A 22,902-nucleotide genomic window follows, 5' to 3' on the forward strand; every position below is an offset into this window, starting at 1 on the left:
GGGTGGATCGGTCGCAATGGCTGGTGGTGGCTATCAGCCGCATAGCTGCCTGCAAAGCCATAAATCGGCCAAAAGCTGACGGTACCTAACGGCAGAAAACGGCCAAAAGCGGACACTCACTCTCGAAAATATCTGTAATCTTCCAGCATGGAAAAAGCAGTCCTCTTACAACTGGCCGGCTAATCCGGCACAATTGTACTCAGCAGACTATTTAACGCGCCAGAGCCCTCTTTAAGGCGGGCCTTCATACTTGGTGATATTAAAAGGCCCATGCATAAATTAACCGTTAGTTAATGACTAACTTGTCTCTGAGAATATTATTCCTCCTCAAATAGCCTCACTTCAGGTAACGGATCGTTTTTTGCGCTCGCTAAGAGAGACTCCAGATCTGGATGCCCGCTGGCCCTATGCTTTACGATCGCCTCCGCCAATTTTGCGCAACCGGACCTTATTGCCGAAATGAATACTGCCTCTTTCGCCACAGAGTATTCAGCGACGTAGGACGTGCTCTGGAAAAGATCAGGAAGGCACTCTGCTACTGTCGTAACGTCTTCGTCAGTGAGCCAGGACCGGTTTAGTAGATCACGAACCACAACTAACAAGGGTGCGATCACCGTCAGCCGACCAGACTCAATGAGGGAAATCAGTCGGGGGATCAATTTATCAGCTATCTCATCGATCCCCAGTTCTTTGGCCTTGATCACCGCACGAGCAGCGAATCCAACCTTGCTCACGTCCTTATCTCGAAGGCCCTGCTTAATTGCTCTGGCCAGCTCATGCCTTAATTCTGGAAGATGCTTTGCGAGGTAGCAAAACGCCAGCGGTGTTGCCGGGAAACTTTCCTGTGACGCGAATTCTTTGAATCGTAGGGCCAAGTCTTGAGTCACCTGCTCTTTTCCCAGCCAAGGTAATACGCTCTTGGCGAGAACCTCCGCAACCAGTGGGCCTGGCTCATTTGGATCGGAAAACATCTTAAATAGGGCTGAACCGTCATCACCTGGCTGCCTCCAGACAATCAATTCATTAAAGCACGTGAGCGCCTGATCTGGAGTGGGGGCCAATCTATTGTCACTCGCATGAGCTTGCGACGCCCATAGTAATTTACGGAGGTCTTTGACTTCCAACGACATGGGGGTCCGATACAAAAAATCCCTTATAAGCCGATCCGTTTTTACTCGATCAGGTGATGGAAGAAAGCTGAATACGTGAGGGAAGAAACTAGCGATGGGTAACGAATCAAGTGGGGCATCGGCACCATAAATCGCTTTAGCCAGATAGGAATTCTCCTCCTCGGTGGTGTAGCCCTTCAAGACCAGCGGCAGGAGGCGGGCAATGGTTGGAGTACTTATATTCGGGATTGAACTAGATTGGTTAAGTTGCTCCAACATTTCTGCCGGAATTCCCTCTATAGGACGGCTTATCAATGGGGGGGGCGCTAATGAATGCTTCGCGATGGAATCAATCATCTCGAGGATTCTTAGCTTTATTCTTGGATTGTCCTTTCGCGAGCCAGGATTGTTCGCAATCAGTTCAGGCCACTCAGGATTGTTTCTCTCACATGCCAGAGGAAACATCAGAATCTCCTCCAGCAATTCGTTCTGTTGGCTGGCGGGAATACTGTGCAAAGAATAATTTAGCAAATGCCCATAAGACCTAGACACCCAAACATGATTTACAACTTTGTTTTCGTCCAGGCCAATTGCAAAGCGGAAAGCCTCTTTGGCTTCGTCTGCTGTGGATCTTACGATCAATCTAGCATAGGCCTCAAGCATGACTCTAAGCTTTGAAAGAGCGAAAGCTGAACTAACATTTTTTGAATAGTATCTATTCAGGAAATGTTTAATTGCATCCCGACACAGCCGTTTCATGTCATCAACCGCTTCCGCTGGTGCGGCCGCGACATTGACACGGGAAAGCATGCGATTCAGATTAGGTGACGTATCAAGACTAGCAAAGCGCAGCGAGTGCTTCATGCGGTCATGCTGTGTCAGCTCATCTAGGAAAGCGATGTTTTCGAATTGGGTCGAGAAAAGGTTAGCCCCTTCGTACGTGGGCAAAACCCCTGTTGAACGCATCAGTCCGTCAGCGATCAAGAGAACATGAACTTCATTGCTCAAATGTACTGTTTTGGAGTTATCCTTGTATTGGCCCACTTGAAATGACGGTTCGACTGAAGCTTTTTTATCATTTTTATCCAGCCTCTCTCTAACCTTCTCCTTGAGGTGTTCAATCTCGTCCCACGGATCACACTTCCATCTGGATAAGATGCTTTTGGGTAGGGAATTTGATTTGGCGGGACGGTCGCTATCTACAGCCCTCGCCAACAGGTCTGCCCATGCAAGTCTCGATAGGATTTGTACCGAGTTTGGGTTTTTTCGATGCTGCTCGATGAGTTGAGCGTGGCCATCTAGGACTAACTTGACCGCTTGCTCAGTCTGACCTAGCTCAGCGAGGACACCTGACTTTTTAAGTTTCCATTCCGCTGAGTGCTCTGGAAGTTGAGAGGCGCTGGTCTCCATCTCTGAGAAATTCAGATCCAGCCTGGCGCGATTTACTTTGAAGTATGCAACCTCTGCGACGACATCCGGCCAGAACTGGGTACGTTCTTCAATACGCGCAATAATTTCATCTTCGAATCGCCTTTGTTCTTTGCGTTCACCGATAGACCAGCGAGCGGTATTAAGCAGCACCAAGGCGACCTCTAGCTGTTGCCTTATCGTCAGTGTCGCGGGTTCATAGATGATCTTGAGGAGGGACTCCAACAGCCAACCCGGTAGTGCGTCAAAAGTAATGCTGTAACGCCAGGAGACTTCGTAGAGAATTTTCTCCCGCAGTTCGATCGCGCAGGCGTCTAAAACACTGGGGGTTATGCTCCTGACTCCATACTGAAACTGAAGATATAAACGTAACCCATACGGACAGACCAACCAGTGCGGGTAACTTTTTCGGTCGGACTCCATCATCGATGCAGCCTCTGCGAGAGGAAGACCTTCAATTGATTGTGGTCTCCACTCTGAGGGGTGCGCCGGCTTGAGCTTATTCAGCGTTTCGATAAACAGTTCTGTGGCTTGAAGGTGTCGCAGTCCAGGGTCGTCCAGATGTTTGACGGCATCCCATAGGTCGATGGGCGCGACGTTAATGGATTCGAGATATTTTCTCTTCGCAGCTGAAAGGTTCAGAGCGCCCACCAAGTACACTCGGCGCGATTGGCTCTGCAAATGATCACGAACCCAACCGGTCCACTGCAAGAAATTAGGATCCTCACCTGAGAAGCCCAGCAGGCATAGCTCGTTCTCGATAAACACTTGGCGAGAAAAATTCACAAACGCGGCGTGGGTTTCGGGGTAGCGCCGGTAGTCTTCCTGAGTGAATATCAGTTCCTCGGTGACGTTGACCGTGCCGTGAAGCTTGGTAATTCGGGGTGGGGCGACGGCGGCCAAGTCGGTTTGCTTTGTCACAGTGCTGTAAATTGGGTCATGAACACGTTCACTGGCACGCTCAAGAAGGGTATCCCAATTTGTCGTCAAAACATCAGACCAAGGAAGCTGCAACAGTTTGGTGTGCAAGTCACCCGGCGACCAAGCTGAGTCATCGATCTCTGCTCTGATGAGATCATTGAGTGTCTGCTGTCCGAATTGCGCCTTGTATAACTCCGCCAAGCGTAGGGGGTCGAGATACGCTAAATTCGGGTCCCCGGGGTCCAGTTCAGTTGCCAGCTTTCTTGAGAAATCCATCCAGAGCGGCATTAGGCGTGTGCTGTCGCCACTTTGTGCAGCGCACCTGCTAAAACCTGCCCCGACCATTACCGCGGCCCCTCGATACGAGGAATCCTGACGCCACAGTACACCTGCCAACTTCTTCAGCGCAGGATAATCCTGGAGCGCTTTTACTTTTTGTTCAGAAAATTCCATAAATGAGAGTCCATCCAAGGTAAACATCCAATGCGATATCGTAATGCCATCGTACTCGACCCTCAGGTGGTTCTCTAGAGGTTGCCAACGTAGCGCACATCCTGGATCTTTGCGATTTCTGGATTGCTCTGGGCGTCTGGACAGTTTTCATCCATGTGACGAACCTAGGGTCATGAAGGAGCGGGGCCATGCCCAAGATTGTCAGCACGAAGGACTTGCATATCGATCTCGCAGACGCGAACGAAGCGGGTTTGTTCAAGTGCTTCGTGGCGTGTTTCCTAATGGGAAAGCGCATTCAGGCCGATACCGCAGTTCAGGCGTATCGGGTGAATGAGAAAAAAGGGCCCACTAAGGGCCGTTTTTTAATCACGTTGCCTTGGCGTTCCACAATTATGGTGGAGTGACTCCAATAGTAGGATGTTGGAGCACTCCTCATTATTGAACTGAGCTGCCTCAAAAATACAACCGTCCGCTTTTGGCCGATAGCAGCCTCATCCCTCAGCCTACTCAAACGAGGTCATTCAATTGAGCCTGCAATTCCGCCGATGGCGGGTTTACCACAGGACGGCGCGAGTTATATTGCTTAGCGTCGCCCCTCAAAGCCAGCAGGTGCAGCCTTCTTCTCTTTCGCCTGCTCAACATTTCGACTGCTTTGAAACGCGAGAAGGTCCACGTCGAAAATGCTAATTACCGCCTGATTATTCCCATGGACGTGGGCGATCTGTCGCTCATGATGCGCTTTGAAGGGGGCCTGAGCGTTTGAACCGCCGTATTGACCGGTATTGGCTAGCATGATGGGCTGGTACATATGGAATTGCAGCGCTGTCGCCATGGTGTCGAACGTGCCGATGTCCTTGTTTAGCGCAGCAATAACAAAACCATCGGTGATATCACGCATGTCTGCGGCGAGCTTGAGATCGGTAGCGTCATAGCAAATGGCGCCGGTAAGCCTGGCTGTAACGCCCTGCTTGTCTTTGAATTCGACGATGACCTGGTAGGGCCTGTGTCCTGCCACACCAGCTTTCAACTCCCAAGGGATTCCGTACTCCTTGCCTTGATAGGCCCGGATGATCTGTCTACCGGCTGCACTCTCCTGTCGCAGAAGCCACACAGCCCGGTTGACGGGTTTTTTTAGGTATTGGTGCTCTACGAAGGTTTGCCCAGCAAATATCACAGCGCCAGTGCTGTCTGACAGCCTGTGCAAAAGCCACATGTCGTCGGGATGAATGGCAAGTTCTGGAAAAACAATGAGGTCCAGTTGCGCTTTGCGCTGTGTGGAGGGTTTCCGGTTCGCGAAGCGTGCGGCCGAAAGTTGCTGTCCTAGCAACCGGCACATCGCTGCAAGATGCGCCCTATGCCTGGCTCGGTAAGGTTGTGTCCAATGCAGCGGATCAGCTTCAGAAAAGTCCCTATCCCGGGGCATCAAAGACTGGACCAGTGCCACCTTGAAAGCAGTTAGGTTTGTAGCCTTCGCACACTCGATAGGTAGAAGGTAAGCCGGGAGATTGGACTGCCTTCCGAAAAGACGCCCCTGCTCTGCCAATCGTGCTTTGACCAGAATAAGCAAATCCGACGGGGCTCCAACTTCAGCGAACCCTACGACGACGTTGCTGTTGATCTCCAACCCAGGCCACTGCAGCAATCGCATGACCAACTCGTTTAACCATGGTGAAATGGGAGTAGGCTCTTCCCCCAACCCACGGCTAAGGGGCATCAATCCCAGGCGGCGCTTGTACCAACTGCTCTGGATACCTCGATAGCGGTCAAACTGCTCCTCACGGAGGGGGAAAAAGCGAGTGGTGAAGTCGCTTTCCCCTATGATAGCGGAACGCAAGAGACGCCCGAGGCGATACGCCCATGCCAACTCATCCGAGCACCATGATGGTGTCTCGTTCCATGGCTGTACAATCTTGTTGGGAGCTTTAAACGTCAAGATGATCTGGGTGGTGGGGTCTTGAATCCTGCCCCAGTCTGCACACTCTACGGACAACCAATCCAAACCTACTCCATCGTTATCGAGTAGGCCTGATGATGCGGCTTTCAACAGTTCGACTGTCAACTTGAGCAACGCGTTTTCCTGAACAAATGGATTTTCAGGATGAGTAGCTATTGCCAAAAGAGAGCGCTTGCCGGCTCGCCAGTCTTTAAGCCGAACCGAGGATTCTTGAGTCTGAGATGGAGATAGATACCGATCTACATGCTTGACCCAACCGACTTTGCCTCTACCGATCCACGCAGCGTGGAGCTCGCCCAAGACCTTTGGTTCGATCATGGCAATGTCATCAATAAGCTTGTTGGCTTCTTTGATAGGCAGGTTTTGCAGCCAAGTGCCTAGCCAGATTACAAACTTGTCGCGCTGCCCCGTAATTCGCATCACTAACAGCCCTGCCGTAAGCGCAGTGGAGAGCTCAGGAGTAAATGGTGGTGAAAAACGCAAAGCCCCATGCAGGGCACTGTACGAGACCAACTCCTTCAACGGTGGCAACAAGACTGGGTATTGCATGACCGCCAGAAACAATGCCGCCTGTTGAAGCAGGTACCAAGGAAGGTCTGAGTCGACGACGACCTCTAAAGCTGTCTGCAGAAGCTCTTTGCGATACCCGGCTATATCAGCCGAAGCCGGATAGCTTTCTGGACGATGCAGTCCTGTTTCCACTGCACCGGCCCTTAGCAGATCAGATAATACAAACAGCGACACTTCACGTTCTGCCCGGTTCGCTCCAGATCTCAGCTTCAGCTGCAACGCCTGCAGAACAGGCCGCAACAGCTCTGCGGACGGAAAAATGTCTAATCCACATCGTAGGACGCTGGCCAATGCTGGATTGCGAGACCAGCATGCAACCAGCTTTCGCGCGATCGTCTCCATTTCGTGATCAAGCGCTTGGCGCTCGCTCACCTCGGTATTCGCCAGAGCATCTTCAGCAGGTAGCTCAGGATCCGCCATACTGCGACGCATTCGTAAGACTTGGCGTAGGCGGTTGGCAGCGAAGCGTTTGACGGTGTCATCGCGCACGTCTGCCCGCGGGAGCGAAATCCGAGCCAGTGCCAGAGGGTTTTCATCGACGTCGCCAGCGTCGTCTAGCGCGTCCGCCAGCCATAGCAAATGGTCCAAGCTCCCGGTAGCCTGCAGTAACGTGGCCGGATCTGGAGCTGTGCTGATTTGCCCATTCACGCCACGCATGAAACGGGACGTACTGCCCTGTACGGCAAAATCCTCCCAAGCAACGGCCTCGGACTTTTCTTTCTTAATTTCCAGGCCGTTATGCTCGTCCTTGAAGCACCAAAGAATCTGACTGTTAGCCCAGTCGCTCATATCATTTGCGAGGGTTTCAAGCGCCATACTTTTCGCTGCTTCGTTAGGAATCGCAACGACGAGGCGCATGTCATCTACGTAGCGGCAATAGTCGACCAAGCGGGCGGTGACGGTATGGCCGTTCACCTTGATAGGAATGCCAATTCTTTGAGTCAAGGCTCCGAGAACCATCTGATCAAATTCATGCATGTAAGCGTTGGCGAAGAACCCGCTAGCCACCAGTCCCTGAGGCAAGCCCAACTTCAAGTCTGTACGATCAGCGGAGTCGCTTACATGCCACTGCCAGCGAAGTATTTTCTCCACCGCCTGCCAGAACGGTTCTGCGTCTGATTCCACGTAGGGTATTGAGAACTTGGTGGCGTAACTCTGGTACAGGCTGCGCAAGCGCTTCACCACAGCGGGTTGGCTGACACAGTCGTAAAATTTGGCGAGGTCGAGTTTCACTACAAACAGTCGCTCGTCCTGCAACGTTGGAAGTGCTTCGCGGCACACCTCGGCCGGGCGCTCAAGGAAACGCTCATAGTCAACAAAAAACTGCGAATACGTTGTTGCGTTACCCCATCGAAAACGCGCCTGCTGACGACCGTCCGAGTCTTTCAGCCAGTCGCAGAACAGTCGATTACCGTAGCTGCAGACATGTTGCCTGGCTTGTGACTTGCTGGCATAGGTTGCAGGATCCGTGTTGCCCTGGAGGGTCTCCACCGAATCAGCAACACAAAGCATAACGGAGGACGCCATCACCTGCTCACGGATACTGACATGGGCCAAAGGACGCAAATCCGGCTCGGTCTGGAGTAACTCGTCAGACTTCCGCGTGGGCTTGAACTTCCAGTCGCCACCTTCTTTTTTGGACGGAAAGTGCCACTTGCTGTTCTTCGGTGCAGGAACCAAGCGCAGTGGGCTGGCGGAGGCGTGATCGCCCCACGAAATTTGCTGCCGCCAAACGCGCAGGGTTTGCGGAAGCAAGAGAGAGACTTGTTCCAACTCCAGAATGTCGGCGTACCAGTTATGTCGCCGAATATACGCATCAGCTTTCTTCCATGCTTGAGCCAACACGGCCTCATCAGCAAGCAGGGAGAGTGACGGCCCCAGACGCTCGTAACGACTTGCAACGACACTCACTCGGCAGCCTCCATAACATCATTGGTAATTGGTTTTATGCAAGATTGGCTTACAGTGCTCCACCGAGCTAAATGCAACAAGAACAGGCGGTAAGACCTACTGCTCGCACTGATCGTTAAGCACTCACCAGCGAGAGCCATGAGATCAGAGGAGGTGCTCGCGTTTGTATACGCACAGCTGTCACCCCAGCACTGTGGTGACCTAATCACGAACCACCGATGTGACGCAGTCATGCTGACTGGCAAGTGACTTCCTTTTCATCGATTTCTCCCTTCGCGTCAGCACATCTTATCGCAGCGTGCCTAACATTACGCCATGAGACGTTTCGGCTACCGAGCAGGTATCGGGTGAGCTTTGCTCGACGACTATGTTGGCAGTGCAACTGCAGGGTTCAATCAACGGAACTCTAACAGTCCCTGGCGACGGTGGTATTGGCGCGGTTTTTGCCTTCATGGGCATGGATGGCCATGACTGCCATCGATGTGAGCGCATGAAGTGCTCAAAGCTATCCTTGGCGATGGCTGCGAAGGAAATCTTGGGCATTGACTGCCTGCTCTTGGTTGATAAAAAGTTAGGTTTTGGAGCCGAAATTGGCTGAAAATCATCAAAAGCTAACTAAGTTCTCTGCTTTTACACACGATTGAGGGCAAAAAAATGCTGATTAGCCTAGAGAACTAGTAACTGTCAGGGCTCGGCTTCAAATCGTAAAACATGACTAAAATCTAATAGGGTAGATATGCGTATTGAGCCAAAATGGAGCCCTCTGATGAACGGGTGTAAACAAAGGCCGGTATTCTACGCCAAGATGCCCCTGTGCACAGATGCAGAACGCCGACCGGTGTCGCTCAAGGTGCATCAGAATAGTTTTAGCGCCAGCACCTTCAGGTCCAACGTGCTGTGCAACAGCATTACCAGCAGGATCGCCGAGGTACACAGCGCTTGCCCCAGCACGCCGCGATGGATTTGCCGGGCTGCCGGTTGCCATTGTTCGGCATCCGGGTTGCAGGCTTGCAACACTTCGTTGGCCGGGTCGCGCAAACGCTTTTCCAGCGCTGAATCCAGCACGAAGATGGCCACGCTGAGCAAAAACCAGAGCTCGAAGCAGCGCTTCCAGTCCTTGAGCCAGAACATCAGGATGCCGCTCAGGATCAGCCCCCAGCCGCCCACATTATAAAAACGATCGGTGAACGCCAGCCCGCGCAGCAGTAGAGGCTTGTTGTCAGTGCTGCAGTGTTTGAGCCGGGCCGACAACCAGGGGGCGACCAGCAGCGGCCCGGTCGCCGCGACCGCTGCCAGCGCGTGAAGGATTTTAATTGCGTCGTACTCGATCATCAGGCTCAACCTCATCAGATATGAGCCTCAAGCCTAAGGCAGCGCCATTCTGTCCAAAATGGCTCAGTCCGCCATAAAGCCGAACGAAACGGACAGTTTCAAGCCGCCTTCGCCGCAGCGCCCTGCAGAGTGCTGCGCACTTTCCCGGGGCTGCTGCCGGTGACGCGGCGAAACCAATGACCGAACGAATCGCTGGAAGCAAACCCCAGGTGGTGCGCCAGGCGCTCGTTGGTGTGCTCGACCATCAAGCCGCGATAGGCCTCGACGAGTAACAGGCGGTTATACCACTGGGTGTAGCACAAGCCGGTTTCCTTGCGAAACAGGCGGGTCAGGGTGCGCTCGGTGGCGCCGACTTCGCCGCCCCACTCCGCCAGGCTCTTGCGCAGCCCTGGCCGGGCAATCAATTGATCAGTCACGCGTTTGAGCCGGCCGTCACTGGGCAAGGGCAGCACCATGTTACTGGCCGGCAGTTCGGTGATGTCCTGCAACAACAGCTGCAGGATGCAACTGCGCTGAACCTCTGTCAGCGGCCGGGCGCCTTCCTCGGCCAGTCGATCGCACAGGGCGATGACCAGCGCCGAGGCTTCAATCAGTTTGAGGGTGGTGGAAAAATCCTTCGACTGTTCGCGGCCCAGGTACAGCACCGTGAGGTCCACCTGGCTGTACGCGACACCGGCGTGCAGGGTCTGAGGCGGAATCCAGACGGCCATACCGGGCTTGAGCAACCAGCGCTGATCCTGCGTATGACCGTACAGCATGCCTTTTTTCACTAATACAAATTGCCCGACCGGGTGCCTGTGGGGCTCGCCTTCGCCCTCGATATTGGTTAACTGCCTTTCAACGACCATTGCTGAATAATGTGTTTCATCGTAATGCATGCCTACCCCAGTCAGTCTTCTCGTAATCCATGTTGTACAGGCAATCCGTAGGCGAAGAGTAAACCGCATCCCATGACAAGACCAAGCAGCAGGAAGGTGCCTGGATAGGCACTTTCCGGGGGCAGGTGAAGCGCTATGGCGACCATGCCATTGACGCCGAACGCCGCCCCGAGGCTACGCAGGAATTGCACCGTGGAGGTGTAGGCGCCCAGTTGATCCGCTGGGGCGCTGTTTTGCGCAAAGACCAGGGTGGTGGTCGCGGTGAACCCCATGCCGGACCCGATCAGCACCTGGCCGACGGCGATGGCCGGCCAGAATGCCCAGCGCAGGCCCGCCGCGACGCACAGGCACCCGAGCAGCAGCATCGACATGCCGCCTGCCGCCATCGGCCTGAACCCGACGCGCGCCAGGCGCTTGCCGCAGAACGTCGCGCCGGCCACCCAGCCCAGTGCGGCCAGCATGATCAGCGCACCGCTCGACAACGCGCCACCGGCGTCGCCCTGACTGAGGGCAACCGGCAACAGACTCACCGAGGCATAAAGACCAATGCTTGAGGTAACCACCAGCACCAGGGTCGACCCCAGCGCCGGCTGCGCGAAGAAGCCCAGGGGCACCGGGGCGCTGCGCGGAACCTTGCGCACGCGCGCCAGCAATACCAGCAGGCTGATGAGCATGATGACCACCAGCGTCGGTAGCGGATACGCCATCCATGCCAGCGGATGGCCGCTGAGCAGGAACAGCCCGGCACAGGCGAAAATGGCCAGCGCCCCCTGCGCCAGCAGGTCAACATGCCGGCTCGACTGGCCACGCCCCACCGTCGGGGCGAAGCACAGCGCCAACAAGGCCAGCGCCCCCAGCGGCAGGTTCAGCCAAAAGACCGCGCGCCAGCTCAAGGTGCTGCCCAATACCGCCCCGGCGACCGGCCCCAGAATGGCGGCCAGGCCCCATACGCCGCTGAGCATCCCTTGCATATTCGCGCGCCGAGGCCCCTCGAACAGGGACGCCAGCAGCGAATAGGACAGCACGATGATCCCGCCCGCGCCCGTGCCCTGCAGCGCCCTGCCGACAATCAGCATGAGCATGCTCTGGCTGCTGGCGATCCAGGCCGAGGCGCCAATGAATAGCAGCAGGCTGATTTTCATCACCGTACTGACCCCGAAGCGGTCGGCCAGGGCCCCCGCCAACGGCGCGACGAGCGCCAGTGGCAGCAGGAAGCCGGAAACAATCCACGGATACAGCGTGGTGTCCTGCAGTTGCGCATTGATCTGCGGCAGGATGGTACTGACCGCCGTGCTGTCCATCGCGGCCAAAAACAGCGCGACCAGCACCGCCATGACACTCAGCGGGTACTTCCCCTGGCTCACCGACGTCTGTGCAGCAAGTGTTTGCGACTTCATGGGGCACCCCTCAATGAAAGTACTGGGTATGTATCGTGCTGGCGCGAGAGAACGCTTTGACGATATCCGCGGTGTCCACGTCCATGTGTTCATCGACGGTGCGAATCAGGTCCTGTGACTGCACAATTTCCCGGAACCGCAGCGTCATATCCAACTGGGTCTCGGCAGCTTTATTGTTCTGCGTGTAATCCAGGTTGAACGCCGCCTTGATCTGCTCGCCGCTGGTGATGGCCAGCTGGGTATTCATCGCCTCGGTGTCGTGGATCAACTGGTGCATGCGCCGACGCTCGGAGGCGGTGAACGACGGAATCACATGTTCGAAGACGAAATGATCGAACTGGATATGCCGCGCCTCATCCAGGCCATGAAAATGCAGGAGGCGCGTCAGCAGGCTGCGCTGCATCGGGTCGAGCACCTTCAACCGACGTTCGAACACGGTAATGATCGACTCGCCCACATAGGCGGTTGCACACAGGGCGGCCAGTTTGATCCTGGGCGAATCATTTTCGTCGTAGAGCGCCCGGCGCTCGTTGAACAAGTTGTCCTTGAGCTTGATGTCGCGCCCGGACAAATGCCGGATGTACTGATAAAAGCTGCTGGCGTGGTTGATTTCTTCGGCGGCGAAACACGACAACGCGCCATACAGGGAGTCCCCCGCGCCGAGGGTGTCGTTGTCGGACTGGGCTTCGCAGAGAATCCGCGTCATGGTGTTGGCCACGTGCATCTCGATTTCGGCCAGTTGCCCCAGCTCTTTGTATAGGTAGGCCACCGCTTTTTCTTCCTGGCCAGCCTCCCCGACCAGGGCCGTGGAGAGAAACTGCAACTCGGCGTCGGTGCGGGCGGCAGTCCATTCCATGCGGTTGGGGTGCAGGTAGTTGATATGGGCCAGCTCATTAATGTTTTTCAGGGCGTTCATCGGCGAGTTCTCAATGGGCATAGGAAAGGGCGTTGAAGATGGTACGGGCCGGGTCGTCGATCGCTCGACGCCCGTGCATGACGCGGGTGTTGTCGATCAGCACCACATCGCCGTGCTGCCAGCCGACGTCGACGGTAAAGCGCTCGCACACCGCCGCCACCGCCTGCAGCAGCGCAGGATCGAGCGGTTCACCATCGGCAAAGGTGATGAGCGGTGCTTCGTAATGGTTGGAAGGGCCAAAAATGCTGTTGGCGAAACTCGGCCCAGCCTCGTCTGAAAGCTGGCTGTGGCGGATGGCGGGGGTGCGAAAGCGGTAAGTGATCGAATCGTCTTCATTGAGTTCGATCTGCGCGCCGGCGTTGCCGGCGGTGAGCGACACCAGGTCCTGCAACACCACGGACTCGATATGGGTGGGTGCCCCTTCCGTCTGCGCCAACGCATGCAAGGCATAGGTCTTCCACTTGATAGCCTCGACACGACGAGCGTATTGGATGTCGCGCTCACTGAACGCCGCACGGTGTTCGGGCGCCAGGTGCCGATACACCGCCTTGCCGTCGCACAAGGTCGTCTGCGACCCCCTCGCCGGCGCGACCTGGCAATAGAACCAGCAGAGATCCGGCCAGAAAGGGCTGTTGCCGTTTTCACAGTGCAGGCCCACCGCGTCCAGTCCAGCGTCGACTTTCTGCGCCGTATCGCCATCGAAGCTGCGTGCGGGGTCCAGGCTGATCCGGCTGCTGCTTTGCCGTACCAACCGGGAGAACGCGTCAATGCTGTGCTCAAAACCACGCAGTACCAGATAACCATGGGTCAGCAGCCACTGCTTGAGCACCTCGGGTTCCAGTGCATCCAGTTGCTGCGGCCCCTGGGGCGTAACGATCAGGCCGGCGTGGGCGGTGTGGGGGGAAGTCGTGAGCGTCATGCGCAAATCCTCGCGGTATGGGCATCCAGAAACGCGGACACCTGGTCGCGACGGGGCCGTCCGGTCACGGTGAACAATCGACCCATGACCTCCTCGCTGCGCGGAATCAGCAATGGCTGCGCAATCTGTTCAATCTCGTTGAGGTGCGTGCGGGCGAACGCTGCGATGGCGGCGCCGACGTCGGCCGGGTCGGCCTGGACATCGATGATGAACACCCCGCCCATGAACGCCTGCCGGTCGCCGTAGACAATCGCCTGCTCCACGCCCGGCACTTGCCGGTAAGCAGCTTCGAGCCATTCGGGCGAGACGTTGCGACCATTGCCGGTGATGATCATGGTTTTCTTGCGACCGATGATGCTGACGAAGCCATCGGCGTCGATCCGGGCCAGGTCGCCGGTGTGCAGCCAGCCCTCGGCATCGATGGCGCAACTGCTGGGGTCTTCATTGGTGTAGCCGGCAAACAGCGAACTGCTGCGCAGTTGCAGCTCACCGTCTGCGCCCAGGCGCAATGTGACGTGCGCCAGCGCTTGCCCGACGCTGCCCAGGCGGTTCGCGCCACGGAAATTCCAGGTCGCCACCGAGCTGTTTTCGCTGAGGCCATACCCTTGAAACACCTCAATGCCCGCTTGCTGCAGGCGCACCAGGACCTCGACGTCCACAGGGCCGCCACCGGCCGCCAGCAACGGCAAGCGCGGCGTGCCGAACAGGTGTTCGATACGTTCGGCGGGCCCCAGGCTGTCGGCGCGCCGGGCAATCGCCTCGACCAGCGCCGGCGTCAGCGTCATGGCGGTGGGGCGTGCCTGGCGGATCACGTCCAGTCGGTCTTCGGCGATCACCCCCGGGCTGCCCAGGGGCGCGAGGCCGGGCGCGGGCAGCAGCACCGCGCCGCCGGAGGTCAAGGGCATATAGAGCGCCGTGACCTGCTCGATCAACAGACTCAAAGGCACCAGCACCAGGTAGCGCTGATAATCATCGCGCCGCGCCCGCTGCCACAGGGCCTCGACCAGCGCCCCCAAGCCGTCGCGTCGAATCTTCACGCCTTTGGGGCGCGAGGTCGTACCGGAGGTGTGAATTACCTTGATCACGCTGTCGGCGTCGCTATCCGAGGCAGGGCACGGTATTTCGCCCGGCGAGGCCTCATTGGCCACCGATACGCGGCGGACCGGCGCCGATAGCACAAGCCCGGCGCTACGCCACAGGTCCAGGGTGCGTGCGCCCATTTCATCGACCAGAACCTGCGTGCACCCCTGCAACAGATGCCGCGCCTGATCCACGGAAAACGCCAGGGGCACGGGTACCTCCACGCGTTCGCCGAGCATTAATGCCAGATCAGCCAACACCCACTCGACGCTGTTACCCATGACCAGCCCGACCTGACCGGCCGCAGGCGTTTCATCGCTCAGGGTGTCCGCCAAGCGCTGCGCCTGGACCACCAGTTGCCGATAAGTGAGCGCTACCGCCTCGGGCGCCGCGCAATCGGACGCCAACTGCACCACGGCAGGCGCATCCGGTGTGCGCACGGCCTGGGCGAGGATTTCATTCAGGACCTTCATGCCGCCACCTGCTCGGTGTGGGCGGCCAAGTGGTCAAACGCCGAAAACTTCAACCGACCGCAATACTGGTTGAACAGGTGTGAGCACTCTTCGAGGAGAATCACGCCGGTCTGCGGCGATTGCGCGTAGTAAGTCCCCCACTGCTGCCGCTCCTGCGGCGACAGCCGGGTACTTTCAGCCTCGCCCGTGACCCGCAAAGGGATCCCGTGGTATTTGAGCAAGACGCGCAACCTGCGCGTGGAGGTGCACAGAATGGCTTTCGCGCCCATGAACCAGGCCAGTATCGGCAGCGCCTTGATGATTTCCGCCGCGGCATGGGAGTCGTCAGACGCCAGCGAGCCGATTTCGACGATGTGCTCACGCCGCAGGACCTGCTTGCTCAGGCCGGCCAGTACGGTTTCGATAGGCGCATCGAAATAGCGCTCGGAAAAAAGGGGCTGGGTGGGCGACGCGAAGGAGATGCCCGCGCAGGCGGTCAACGCACCGCTGACCACGTTGCGACGCGCCACCAGCCAGTCGGAACCGGGCGTCATCTCGGCCCCGTAGCGGCGCTGATAAATTTCCCTGATATACGCTAATGTTTCCGGTGCACTTTGCTCGCTTCTTCTAATTATTTCGAACCGTGCATGATCATTTTCATCTTGGCTTGAAGTGTGCAGAAAACTATTCATGACGTATCCCTGTGAACGGCATTTGCCTTTCACAAAGCTACGTAACCGCCACCCGGACGAAAATGCTCAGCCAGGACAACAAATCGATTGAACCGGACGACTGACACATCCAGACACAATAACGTTCAGCCGAGCGGGGCTGGCACTTTGCCACAAGCCAGGGCATGCTAGCCGCCCTTCGGAGTCCAGCTTATAGTGCACGTCGCGCTCCAATCCAGCCAAACCGCAGGATCACAGCTTGTCCAAAGTCACCCCGCCAGCCCCCTTGCGCGCCGCTCATATAGCGTCGGGAGCGCCTCTGCACGGTACCCTCAAAGGCGCGTTGGCGACGCTCGTCCTCATGCTGCTCGCCTTATTATTCTGGCAATTGCTCGACCAGTTGCAGCAAAACCAGAAAAACCAGCAGCAATACACCATCGACTACAGCGCCGACCTGGCGGAACAGATCAGCCTGAACATGGCCCTGAGCGCCAAGATCGCGTTGAACCTGCTACCGATGGTCGAGCCGCCCCATGACGCCGAACAGCAACAAGCCTTGACCCGCACGCTGCAACGCTCCCTGCCGGAGCTGCGCAGCATTGCCGTGCTCGCGCCGAGCGGCGCCATGATCAGCGACAGCGCCACCGACAGCCAGGACAGCCCTTTTCTCGAAGACCTGGTGCAGCGCAGCCACGGCCAGTCTTACTACCTGAGCAACAATGACGACGGCACCCTCATCTACCTGTTGCTGCATCAGCCCAGCGGAGGTTCGAGGCTCTACTGGGCGCTGCGCCTGGCGCCCGACTACCTGGCCAATCTCACTCACCAGGACAACGACGGCCAGCGCCCCATGTGGGTCATCGAAAATCGCCTGAACCAACGCTTGGTCAGTCGTGACAGTGGCCTGCCGACGCAATGGGCCAATACCCTGACGCCGGACGAGCTGAGCAAAAGCGTACTGGTCACGCCCCTGAGCAAAAGCGACTGGCAATTGCGCGGGTTGTTCGACCGCTCCGCCGTGCTGGAACAATTGCTCCCGGCGTTTATCGGCAAATGCCTGCTGGGCCTGGCGTTCTCGCTGATCCCGGTGATCGTGCTGTTGAACATGCGTCGCCGCCAACGCCAGGTACACGAAGGCCGACGGCGCTACCAGGATATTTTCGAAGGCACCGGCGTGGCCCTGTGCGTGCTCGACCTTTCGGGCCTGAACAGCTTTTTTGACAAGCCGTACATGCAGACCCGTGAGCAACTGCGTCTTTGGTTGCAGGACCATCCCGATGGGCACAAGCGACTGCTCAAGGAGCTGCGCATCACCGAGGTCAACCAGGTGGCGGTGCGCCTGCTGAACGTGTCGTCTTGCGAGGACGCCTGGGAACGGCTTATCAATGATTGCCCGGACAACGCCACCTCCATTGGCCACCGGATACTCGACGCGGTGCAGACCCACCAGAACCAGCTGGAGCTGGAAATCCAGTGTCAGGACGTGGTCGGCAACGAGCAATACCTGTGGCTGGTGATGCGCTTGCCGGAGCAGCAGGACGATTTCAAGGCAGTGATCCTCAGCATCAGCGATATCACCAGCCGCAAGCTGATCGAGCTGTCGCTGGTGGAGCGCGAAGGCTTCTGGTCGGACGTGGTGCGTACCGTGCCCGACCACCTGTACGTGCAGGACGTGATCAGCCAGCGCATGATTTTCAGCAACCACCACCTGGGCCACACCCTCGGCTATACCAAGGCCGAACTGCAGCAAATGGGTGAGTACTTCTGGGAAATCCTGCTGCACCCCGAAGACGCCGAGCACTACCACGACTTGCGCCAGCAACAGCGCCAGGCCGGCTATTGCGCCCAACTGCACTGCCAGTTGCGCTTTCGCCATCGCAACAACGCATGGCGACGCTTCGATATTCGCGAACAGGCCCTGGCCAGGGACAAGAGCAGCCAGGTCACGCGCATCATCGGCGTGGCCAAGGACATTACCGACCAGATAGAAGCCAGCGAATCCCTGCGCGACAGCGAGCAACGCTACCGCATGCTGGCCGAAAGCATCAGTGACGTGATCTGTTCCACCGACAGCCGGTTGGCCCTCAACTACGTCAGCCCATCGGTCAATGCCGTGCTGGGCTACGACGTGGACTGGGTGTTCAAGAACGGCTGGCAATCGATCATCGCCAACCCAAAACAACTGGCCGGCATCTACAGCCTGATGGAGCGGGTCAGCCGCGCGCTTGGCGACGTCCAGGCGCTGAACACCCTGCGCGATGAAGTGCAGACCCAGCTGTTCCTGTTCGATTGCCTGCGCGCCGACGGCCGCAAAGTGCCGATCGAGTTGCGCCTGGTGCTGGTGTGGGACGAACACGGCGCATTCGAGGGCATCCTCGGTGTGGGCCGCGACATCAGCCAGCAACGCCGCGCCGAGAAAGACCTGCGCATGGCCGCCACGGTCTTTGAACACTCCACCTCGGCGATCCTGATCACCGACCCGGCGGGCTATATCGTGCAGGCCAACGAGGCGTTCAGCCGGGTCAGCGGGTATGCGGTGAGCGACGTACTCGACCAATTGCCGAACATGCTCACCGTCGATGAACAGCAGGAAGCCCACCTGCGCTACGTGCTCAAGCAACTGCACCAGCACAGCACCTGGGAAGGCGAAGTGTGGCTCAAACGCCGCAACGGCGAGCATTACCCGGCCTGGGTCGGCATTACCGCGGTGTTCGACGATGAGGGCGACCTGGCCAGCTACGTGTGTTTCTTCAGCGATATCAGCGAACGCAAGGCCAGCGAACAGCGCATCCACCGCCTGGCCTATTACGACGCCCTGACCCACCTGCCCAACCGCACGCTGTTCCAGGACCGCCTGCACACCGCGTTGCAGGCCGCCGAGCGGCAGAAGTCGTGGGTGGTGCTGATGTTCCTCGATCTTGACCGCTTCAAGCCGATCAACGACTCCCTCGGCCACGCCGCCGGCGACCGCATGCTCAAGGAAATGGCGACTCGCCTGCTCGGTTGCGTGGCCGAAGACGACACCGTGGCTCGCATGGGCGGCGATGAGTTCACGTTGCTGCTGCAACCGCGGGTCAATCGTGAAATGGCGCTCAACCGTGCGATTCATGTGGCCGAGCAGATCCTCGCCAGCCTGGTCAAACCCTTCGTACTCGAAGGCCGCGAGTTTTTCGTGACCGCCAGTATCGGCATCGCCCTCAGCCCCCAGGACGGCAACGAACTGAGCCAGCTCATGAAAAACGCCGACACCGCGATGTATCACGCCAAAGAGCGCGGCAAGAACAACTTCCAGTTCTACCAGGCCGACATGAACGCCAGCGCCCTGGAACGCCTGGAGCTGGAAAGCGACTTGCGCCACGCCCTGGAACAGAACGAATTCGTCCTGTATTACCAGCCGCAGTTCAGCGGCGACGGCAAACGCCTGACCGGTGCCGAGGCCCTGCTGCGCTGGCGTCATCCACGTCGCGGGCTGGTGCCGCCGGGGGACTTTATCCCGGTGTTGGAAGAATTGGGCCTGGTGGTGGACGTCGGCGACTGGGTGATCAGCGAGGCCTGTCGCCAGCTCAAGACCTGGCACCAGAACAAGGTGCGCGTGCCGAAAGTCTCGGTGAACATCTCGGCGCGGCAGTTCTCCGACGGGCAACTGGGCACCCGCATCGCCACCATCCTCAAGGACACCGGCCTGCCACCGGCGTGCCTGGAGCTGGAGCTGACCGAAAGTATCCTGATGCGCGAAGTCAACGAAGCCCTGCACATTCTCGACAGTCTGAAAAACCTGGGCCTGAGCATTGCGGTGGACGATTTCGGCACCGGTTATTCCTCGCTCAACTACCTCAAGCAGTTCCCTATCGACGTCTTGAAGATCGACCGCACCTTCGTCGACGGCCTGCCGTCCGGCGAGCAGGATGCACAGATCGCCCGCGCGATTATCGCCATGGCCCACAGCTTGAACCTGGCGGTGATTGCCGAGGGCGTGGAAACCCATGAGCAACTGGACTTCCTGCGTGAGCATGGCTGCGATGAGGTGCAGGGTTACCTGTTCGGGCGGCCGATGCCGGCGCATCGGTTCGAGGCGCAGTTCAGTAATGATGCGCTGTTCATGTTCGACTGACATGCTGTGGTGGGGCTTGCTCCCGATGAGGCCGGCACAGACCCCGCCCACCCCCAGATGAGCCCCGCTTGTCCGCGACATGATGTCCTTTCATATGCCATCTAAAACCCATTGGGTTAGAATGCCCTCCTTTTCTGCCCCCGATCCTTGAGGACCGCCATGTTCAGCCGTGATTTGACCATTGCCAAGTACGACGCCGATCTCTTCGCCGCCATGGAGCAAGAAGCCGTGCGCCAGGAAGAGCACATTGAGCTGATCGCTTCGGAAAACTACACCAGCCCCGCGGTCATGGAGGCTCAAGGTTCGGTTCTGACCAACAAATACGCCGAAGGCTACCCAGGCAAGCGCTACTACGGCGGCTGCGAGTACGTCGACGTGGTTGAGCAGTTGGCCATCGACCGTGCCAAGGAGCTGTTCGGCGCCGATTACGCCAACGTTCAGCCGCACGCCGGCTCCCAAGCCAACAGCGCCGTATACCTGGCCCTGCTGCAAGGTGGCGACACCATCCTGGGCATGAGCCTGGCCCACGGCGGTCACCTGACCCACGGCGCCAGCGTTTCCTCCTCCGGCAAGCTGTACAACGCCGTTCAATACGGTATCGATGCCAACGGCCTGATCGACTACGACGAAGTCGAGCGCCTGGCGGTCGAGCACAAGCCAAAAATGATCGTGGCCGGTTTCTCTGCCTACTCGCAGATCCTGGATTTCCCGCGTTTCCGCGCAATCGCCGACAAAGTGGGCGCGTACCTGTTCGTCGACATGGCCCACGTGGCCGGCCTGGTTGCCGCAGGTGTCTACCCGAACCCGGTGCCTTACGCCGACGTCGTGACCACCACCACCCACAAGACCCTGCGCGGTCCGCGTGGCGGCCTGATCCTGGCGCGCGCCAACGCCGACATCGAGAAGAAGCTGAACTCCGCCGTATTCCCGGGCGCCCAGGGTGGCCCGCTGGAGCACGTGATCGCCGCCAAAGCGATCTGCTTCAAGGAAGCGTTGCAGCCTGAGTTCAAGACTTATCAGCAACAAGTGGTGAAAAACGCCAAGGCCATGGCCGGCGTGTTCATCGAGCGCGGCTTTGATGTCGTGTCCGGTGGTACCGAGAACCACCTGTTCCTGCTGTCGCTGATCAAGCAGGACATCTCCGGTAAAGATGCTGACGCCGCTCTGGGCAAAGCCTTCATCACCGTGAACAAGAACTCCGTACCGAACGACCCACGTTCGCCGTTCGTCACCTCGGGTCTGCGCTTCGGCACCCCGGCTGTGACCACTCGCGGCTTCAAGGAAGCAGAGTGCAAGGAACTGGCCGGCTGGATCTGCGACATCCTGGCCGACCTGAACAACGAAGCCGTGATCGACGCGGTGCGTGAGAAGGTCAAGGCCATCTGCAAGAAGCTGCCGGTGTACGGCGCTTGATTGCAGTGGTTTGAATAAGAAGCCCGGCTCTTGAGCCGGGCTTTTTTGTGCCTGAAATAACGATGTCCTCAAGCTGAAATACGGTCAGGGTTGGTGAACCTTGGCAAAGCCTTCACGAATCTTGTCTTCCGGCAACTCATCGGCAATAAACACAATCACACTTTCGCGCGTCTCGCCTTCGGCCCATTCGGTATCCCAGTCAAAGCCATAGAGCTTCAACACGCCCTGGAACACCATGCGCCGGTCTTCCCCGGCAATGTTCAGCACGCCCTTGTAGCGCAGCAGTTGCTTGCCGTGGTCTTCCAATAGCTCATTCATGAACTCGCTGAGGCGGTCGATATCCAGCGGCTGCTCGGTACGCAGCACCAAACTGGAGATGCGGTCGATGGACGGTGCCTGGCTCACCGGGCGCAGGCTCATGCCGGCGTTGAGGTTGAAGCCGCGTACATCGAGCAGTTCGGCTAAATCAATCTTGCCGTGCTCGACCACGCGAATCGGCGCACGGCGGTTGATGCGGGTCAGGCGATCACTGAGCGCCTCGAAGGTGGCGTCGTCCACCAGGTCACGCTTGCTTACCAGCAGGCGGTCGGCGAAACCGATCTGGGCCTGGGCGATGGTCTGGGTCAGGTGATGTTCGGCGTGCGCCGCGTCCACCAGGGTGATAATGCCGTCGAGGATGTAACGCTCGCGCAGTTCTTCATCGATGAAAAAAGTCTGGGCCACCGGCGCAGGATCCGCCAGGCCGGTGCATTCGATCACCAGACGGTCAAAGGCGATCTCGCCGCTGTCCAGGCGCTCAAGCAACAGGTACAGAGCCTTGGTCAGGCCCGTGTGGATGGTGCAGCACACGCAGCCGTTGGACAGGGTCATGACCTGCACCGGCTCTGCGCCCAACAGCTGGGTGTCGATGCCGGCGTCACTGAATTCGTTTTCGATCACGGCGATTTTAAGGCCGTGCTCGGCTTTGAGCAGATGGCGCAGCAAGGTGGTCTTGCCGGCACCGAGGAAACCGCTGAGGACGGTTACCGGAATGGGAGAGGACAAAGACAGTTCTCCTTATAACTGAAGGAACACAAAAACAAATGTGGGAGGGGGCTTGCTCCCGATAGCAGTGTGTCAGGCACTTGGATGTCACTGACACACCGCTATCGGAAGCAAGCCCCCTCCCACAGGGGTATTGCACTAATTTAACAGCACTTGGGCCCACCCTTGCCGCCGTAACGGGCCTCCTGGCGTTCCCGGAAGAACGCCTTGTAGTCCATCATCGGCTTGTCGGGGTGCTTGGTTTGCATATGCTCGACGTAGGTGTCGTAGTCGGGCATGCCGACCATCAGGCGCGCGGCCTGACCGAGGTATTTACCGAGGCGACTGATGTCATTGAACATGG

The 22,902-nt window shown here is 57.8% G+C and carries 15 protein-coding genes; 4 read left to right on the forward strand and 11 right to left on the reverse strand.

Annotated elements, in window-relative coordinates; translation table 11 throughout:
* Positions 1-317 precede the first annotated feature (317 nt).
* Entirely contained in the window at positions 318-3,911 is a 3,594-nt protein-coding gene (locus tag PSH66_RS25690; protein WP_305427897.1) for an SIR2 family protein, read from the reverse strand.
* Positions 3,912-4,099: 188 nt separating this feature from the next.
* Between PSH66_RS25690 and PSH66_RS25695 the strand changes: the two genes are divergently transcribed.
* A complete protein-coding gene (locus PSH66_RS25695) occupies positions 4,100-4,315 on the forward strand; it encodes a hypothetical protein (protein ID WP_305427898.1) in 216 nt (71 codons plus the stop codon).
* 179 nt (positions 4,316-4,494) lie between these two features.
* Here PSH66_RS25695 and PSH66_RS25700 read toward each other — a convergent pair whose 3' ends face one another.
* Positions 4,495-8,346, reverse strand: a complete 3,852-nt coding sequence (locus tag PSH66_RS25700) for an RNA-directed DNA polymerase (protein WP_305427899.1) — start codon at positions 8,344-8,346, stop codon at positions 4,495-4,497.
* 370 nt (positions 8,347-8,716) lie between these two features.
* On the opposite strand from PSH66_RS25700, the gene PSH66_RS25705 reads away from it, so the two are divergent.
* Positions 8,717-8,944: a hypothetical protein gene (locus PSH66_RS25705; RefSeq protein ID WP_305427900.1), complete on the forward strand. Its 228-nt coding sequence runs from the start codon at positions 8,717-8,719 to the stop codon at positions 8,942-8,944.
* A 257-nt stretch (positions 8,945-9,201) separates the two neighbouring features.
* Here PSH66_RS25705 and PSH66_RS25710 read toward each other — a convergent pair whose 3' ends face one another.
* From PSH66_RS25710 to PSH66_RS25740, 7 genes are all read right to left on the reverse strand, one after another.
* The gene (locus PSH66_RS25710) at positions 9,202-9,693 is read right to left on the reverse strand and encodes a DUF2269 family protein (protein ID WP_305427901.1); all 492 of its coding nucleotides are present in this window, start codon (positions 9,691-9,693) and stop codon (positions 9,202-9,204) included.
* An 83-nt stretch (positions 9,694-9,776) separates the two neighbouring features.
* Entirely contained in the window at positions 9,777-10,436 is a 660-nt protein-coding gene (locus tag PSH66_RS25715; RefSeq protein ID WP_232291273.1) for an AraC family transcriptional regulator, read from the reverse strand.
* Positions 10,437-10,567: 131 nt separating this feature from the next.
* Entirely contained in the window at positions 10,568-11,953 is a 1,386-nt protein-coding gene (locus PSH66_RS25720; protein ID WP_078826142.1) for an MFS transporter, read from the reverse strand.
* A gap of 10 nt (positions 11,954-11,963) precedes the next feature.
* Positions 11,964-12,869 (reverse strand): diiron oxygenase, encoded by a 906-nt coding sequence (locus tag PSH66_RS25725; protein WP_198140464.1) that lies wholly within the window; start codon positions 12,867-12,869, stop codon positions 11,964-11,966.
* A gap of 10 nt (positions 12,870-12,879) precedes the next feature.
* Positions 12,880-13,788 carry a TauD/TfdA family dioxygenase gene (locus tag PSH66_RS25730; RefSeq protein WP_141063467.1) on the reverse strand — a complete coding sequence of 303 codons (909 nt, stop codon included), beginning with the start codon at positions 13,786-13,788 and terminating at the stop codon, positions 12,880-12,882.
* Positions 13,785-15,341 carry an AMP-binding protein gene (locus PSH66_RS25735; RefSeq protein WP_305427902.1) on the reverse strand — a complete coding sequence of 519 codons (1,557 nt, stop codon included), beginning with the start codon at positions 15,339-15,341 and terminating at the stop codon, positions 13,785-13,787. Before PSH66_RS25735 ends, PSH66_RS25730 begins: the two co-directional genes overlap by 4 nt.
* Complete coding sequence (locus PSH66_RS25740; protein WP_305427903.1) at positions 15,338-16,012, reverse strand: thermostable hemolysin; 675 nt, start codon at positions 16,010-16,012, stop codon at positions 15,338-15,340. The genes PSH66_RS25735 and PSH66_RS25740 overlap by 4 nt, the downstream gene beginning before the upstream one ends.
* A 238-nt stretch (positions 16,013-16,250) precedes the next feature.
* Between PSH66_RS25740 and PSH66_RS25745 the strand changes: the two genes are divergently transcribed.
* The gene (locus PSH66_RS25745; RefSeq protein WP_305427904.1) at positions 16,251-20,102 is read left to right on the forward strand and encodes a bifunctional diguanylate cyclase/phosphodiesterase; all 3,852 of its coding nucleotides are present in this window, start codon (positions 16,251-16,253) and stop codon (positions 20,100-20,102) included.
* Between the two features lie 159 nt (positions 20,103-20,261).
* A complete protein-coding gene (gene glyA / locus PSH66_RS25750; RefSeq protein ID WP_078743630.1) occupies positions 20,262-21,515 on the forward strand; it encodes a serine hydroxymethyltransferase in 1,254 nt (417 codons plus the stop codon).
* 84 nt (positions 21,516-21,599) lie between these two features.
* On the opposite strand, the gene yjiA is transcribed toward glyA, so the two are convergent.
* Positions 21,600-22,559, reverse strand: coding sequence for a GTPase (gene yjiA / locus PSH66_RS25755; RefSeq protein WP_305427905.1), 960 nt, complete (start codon positions 22,557-22,559; stop codon positions 21,600-21,602).
* 143 nt (positions 22,560-22,702) lie between these two features.
* Positions 22,703-22,900, reverse strand: a complete 198-nt coding sequence (locus PSH66_RS25760) for a YbdD/YjiX family protein (RefSeq protein WP_003176208.1) — start codon at positions 22,898-22,900, stop codon at positions 22,703-22,705.
* Positions 22,901-22,902: the final 2 nt, after the last annotated feature.

This window comes from Pseudomonas sp. FP597 (genome assembly GCF_030687435.1).
Classification (GTDB): Bacteria; Pseudomonadota; Gammaproteobacteria; order Pseudomonadales; family Pseudomonadaceae; genus Aquipseudomonas; species Aquipseudomonas lactucae.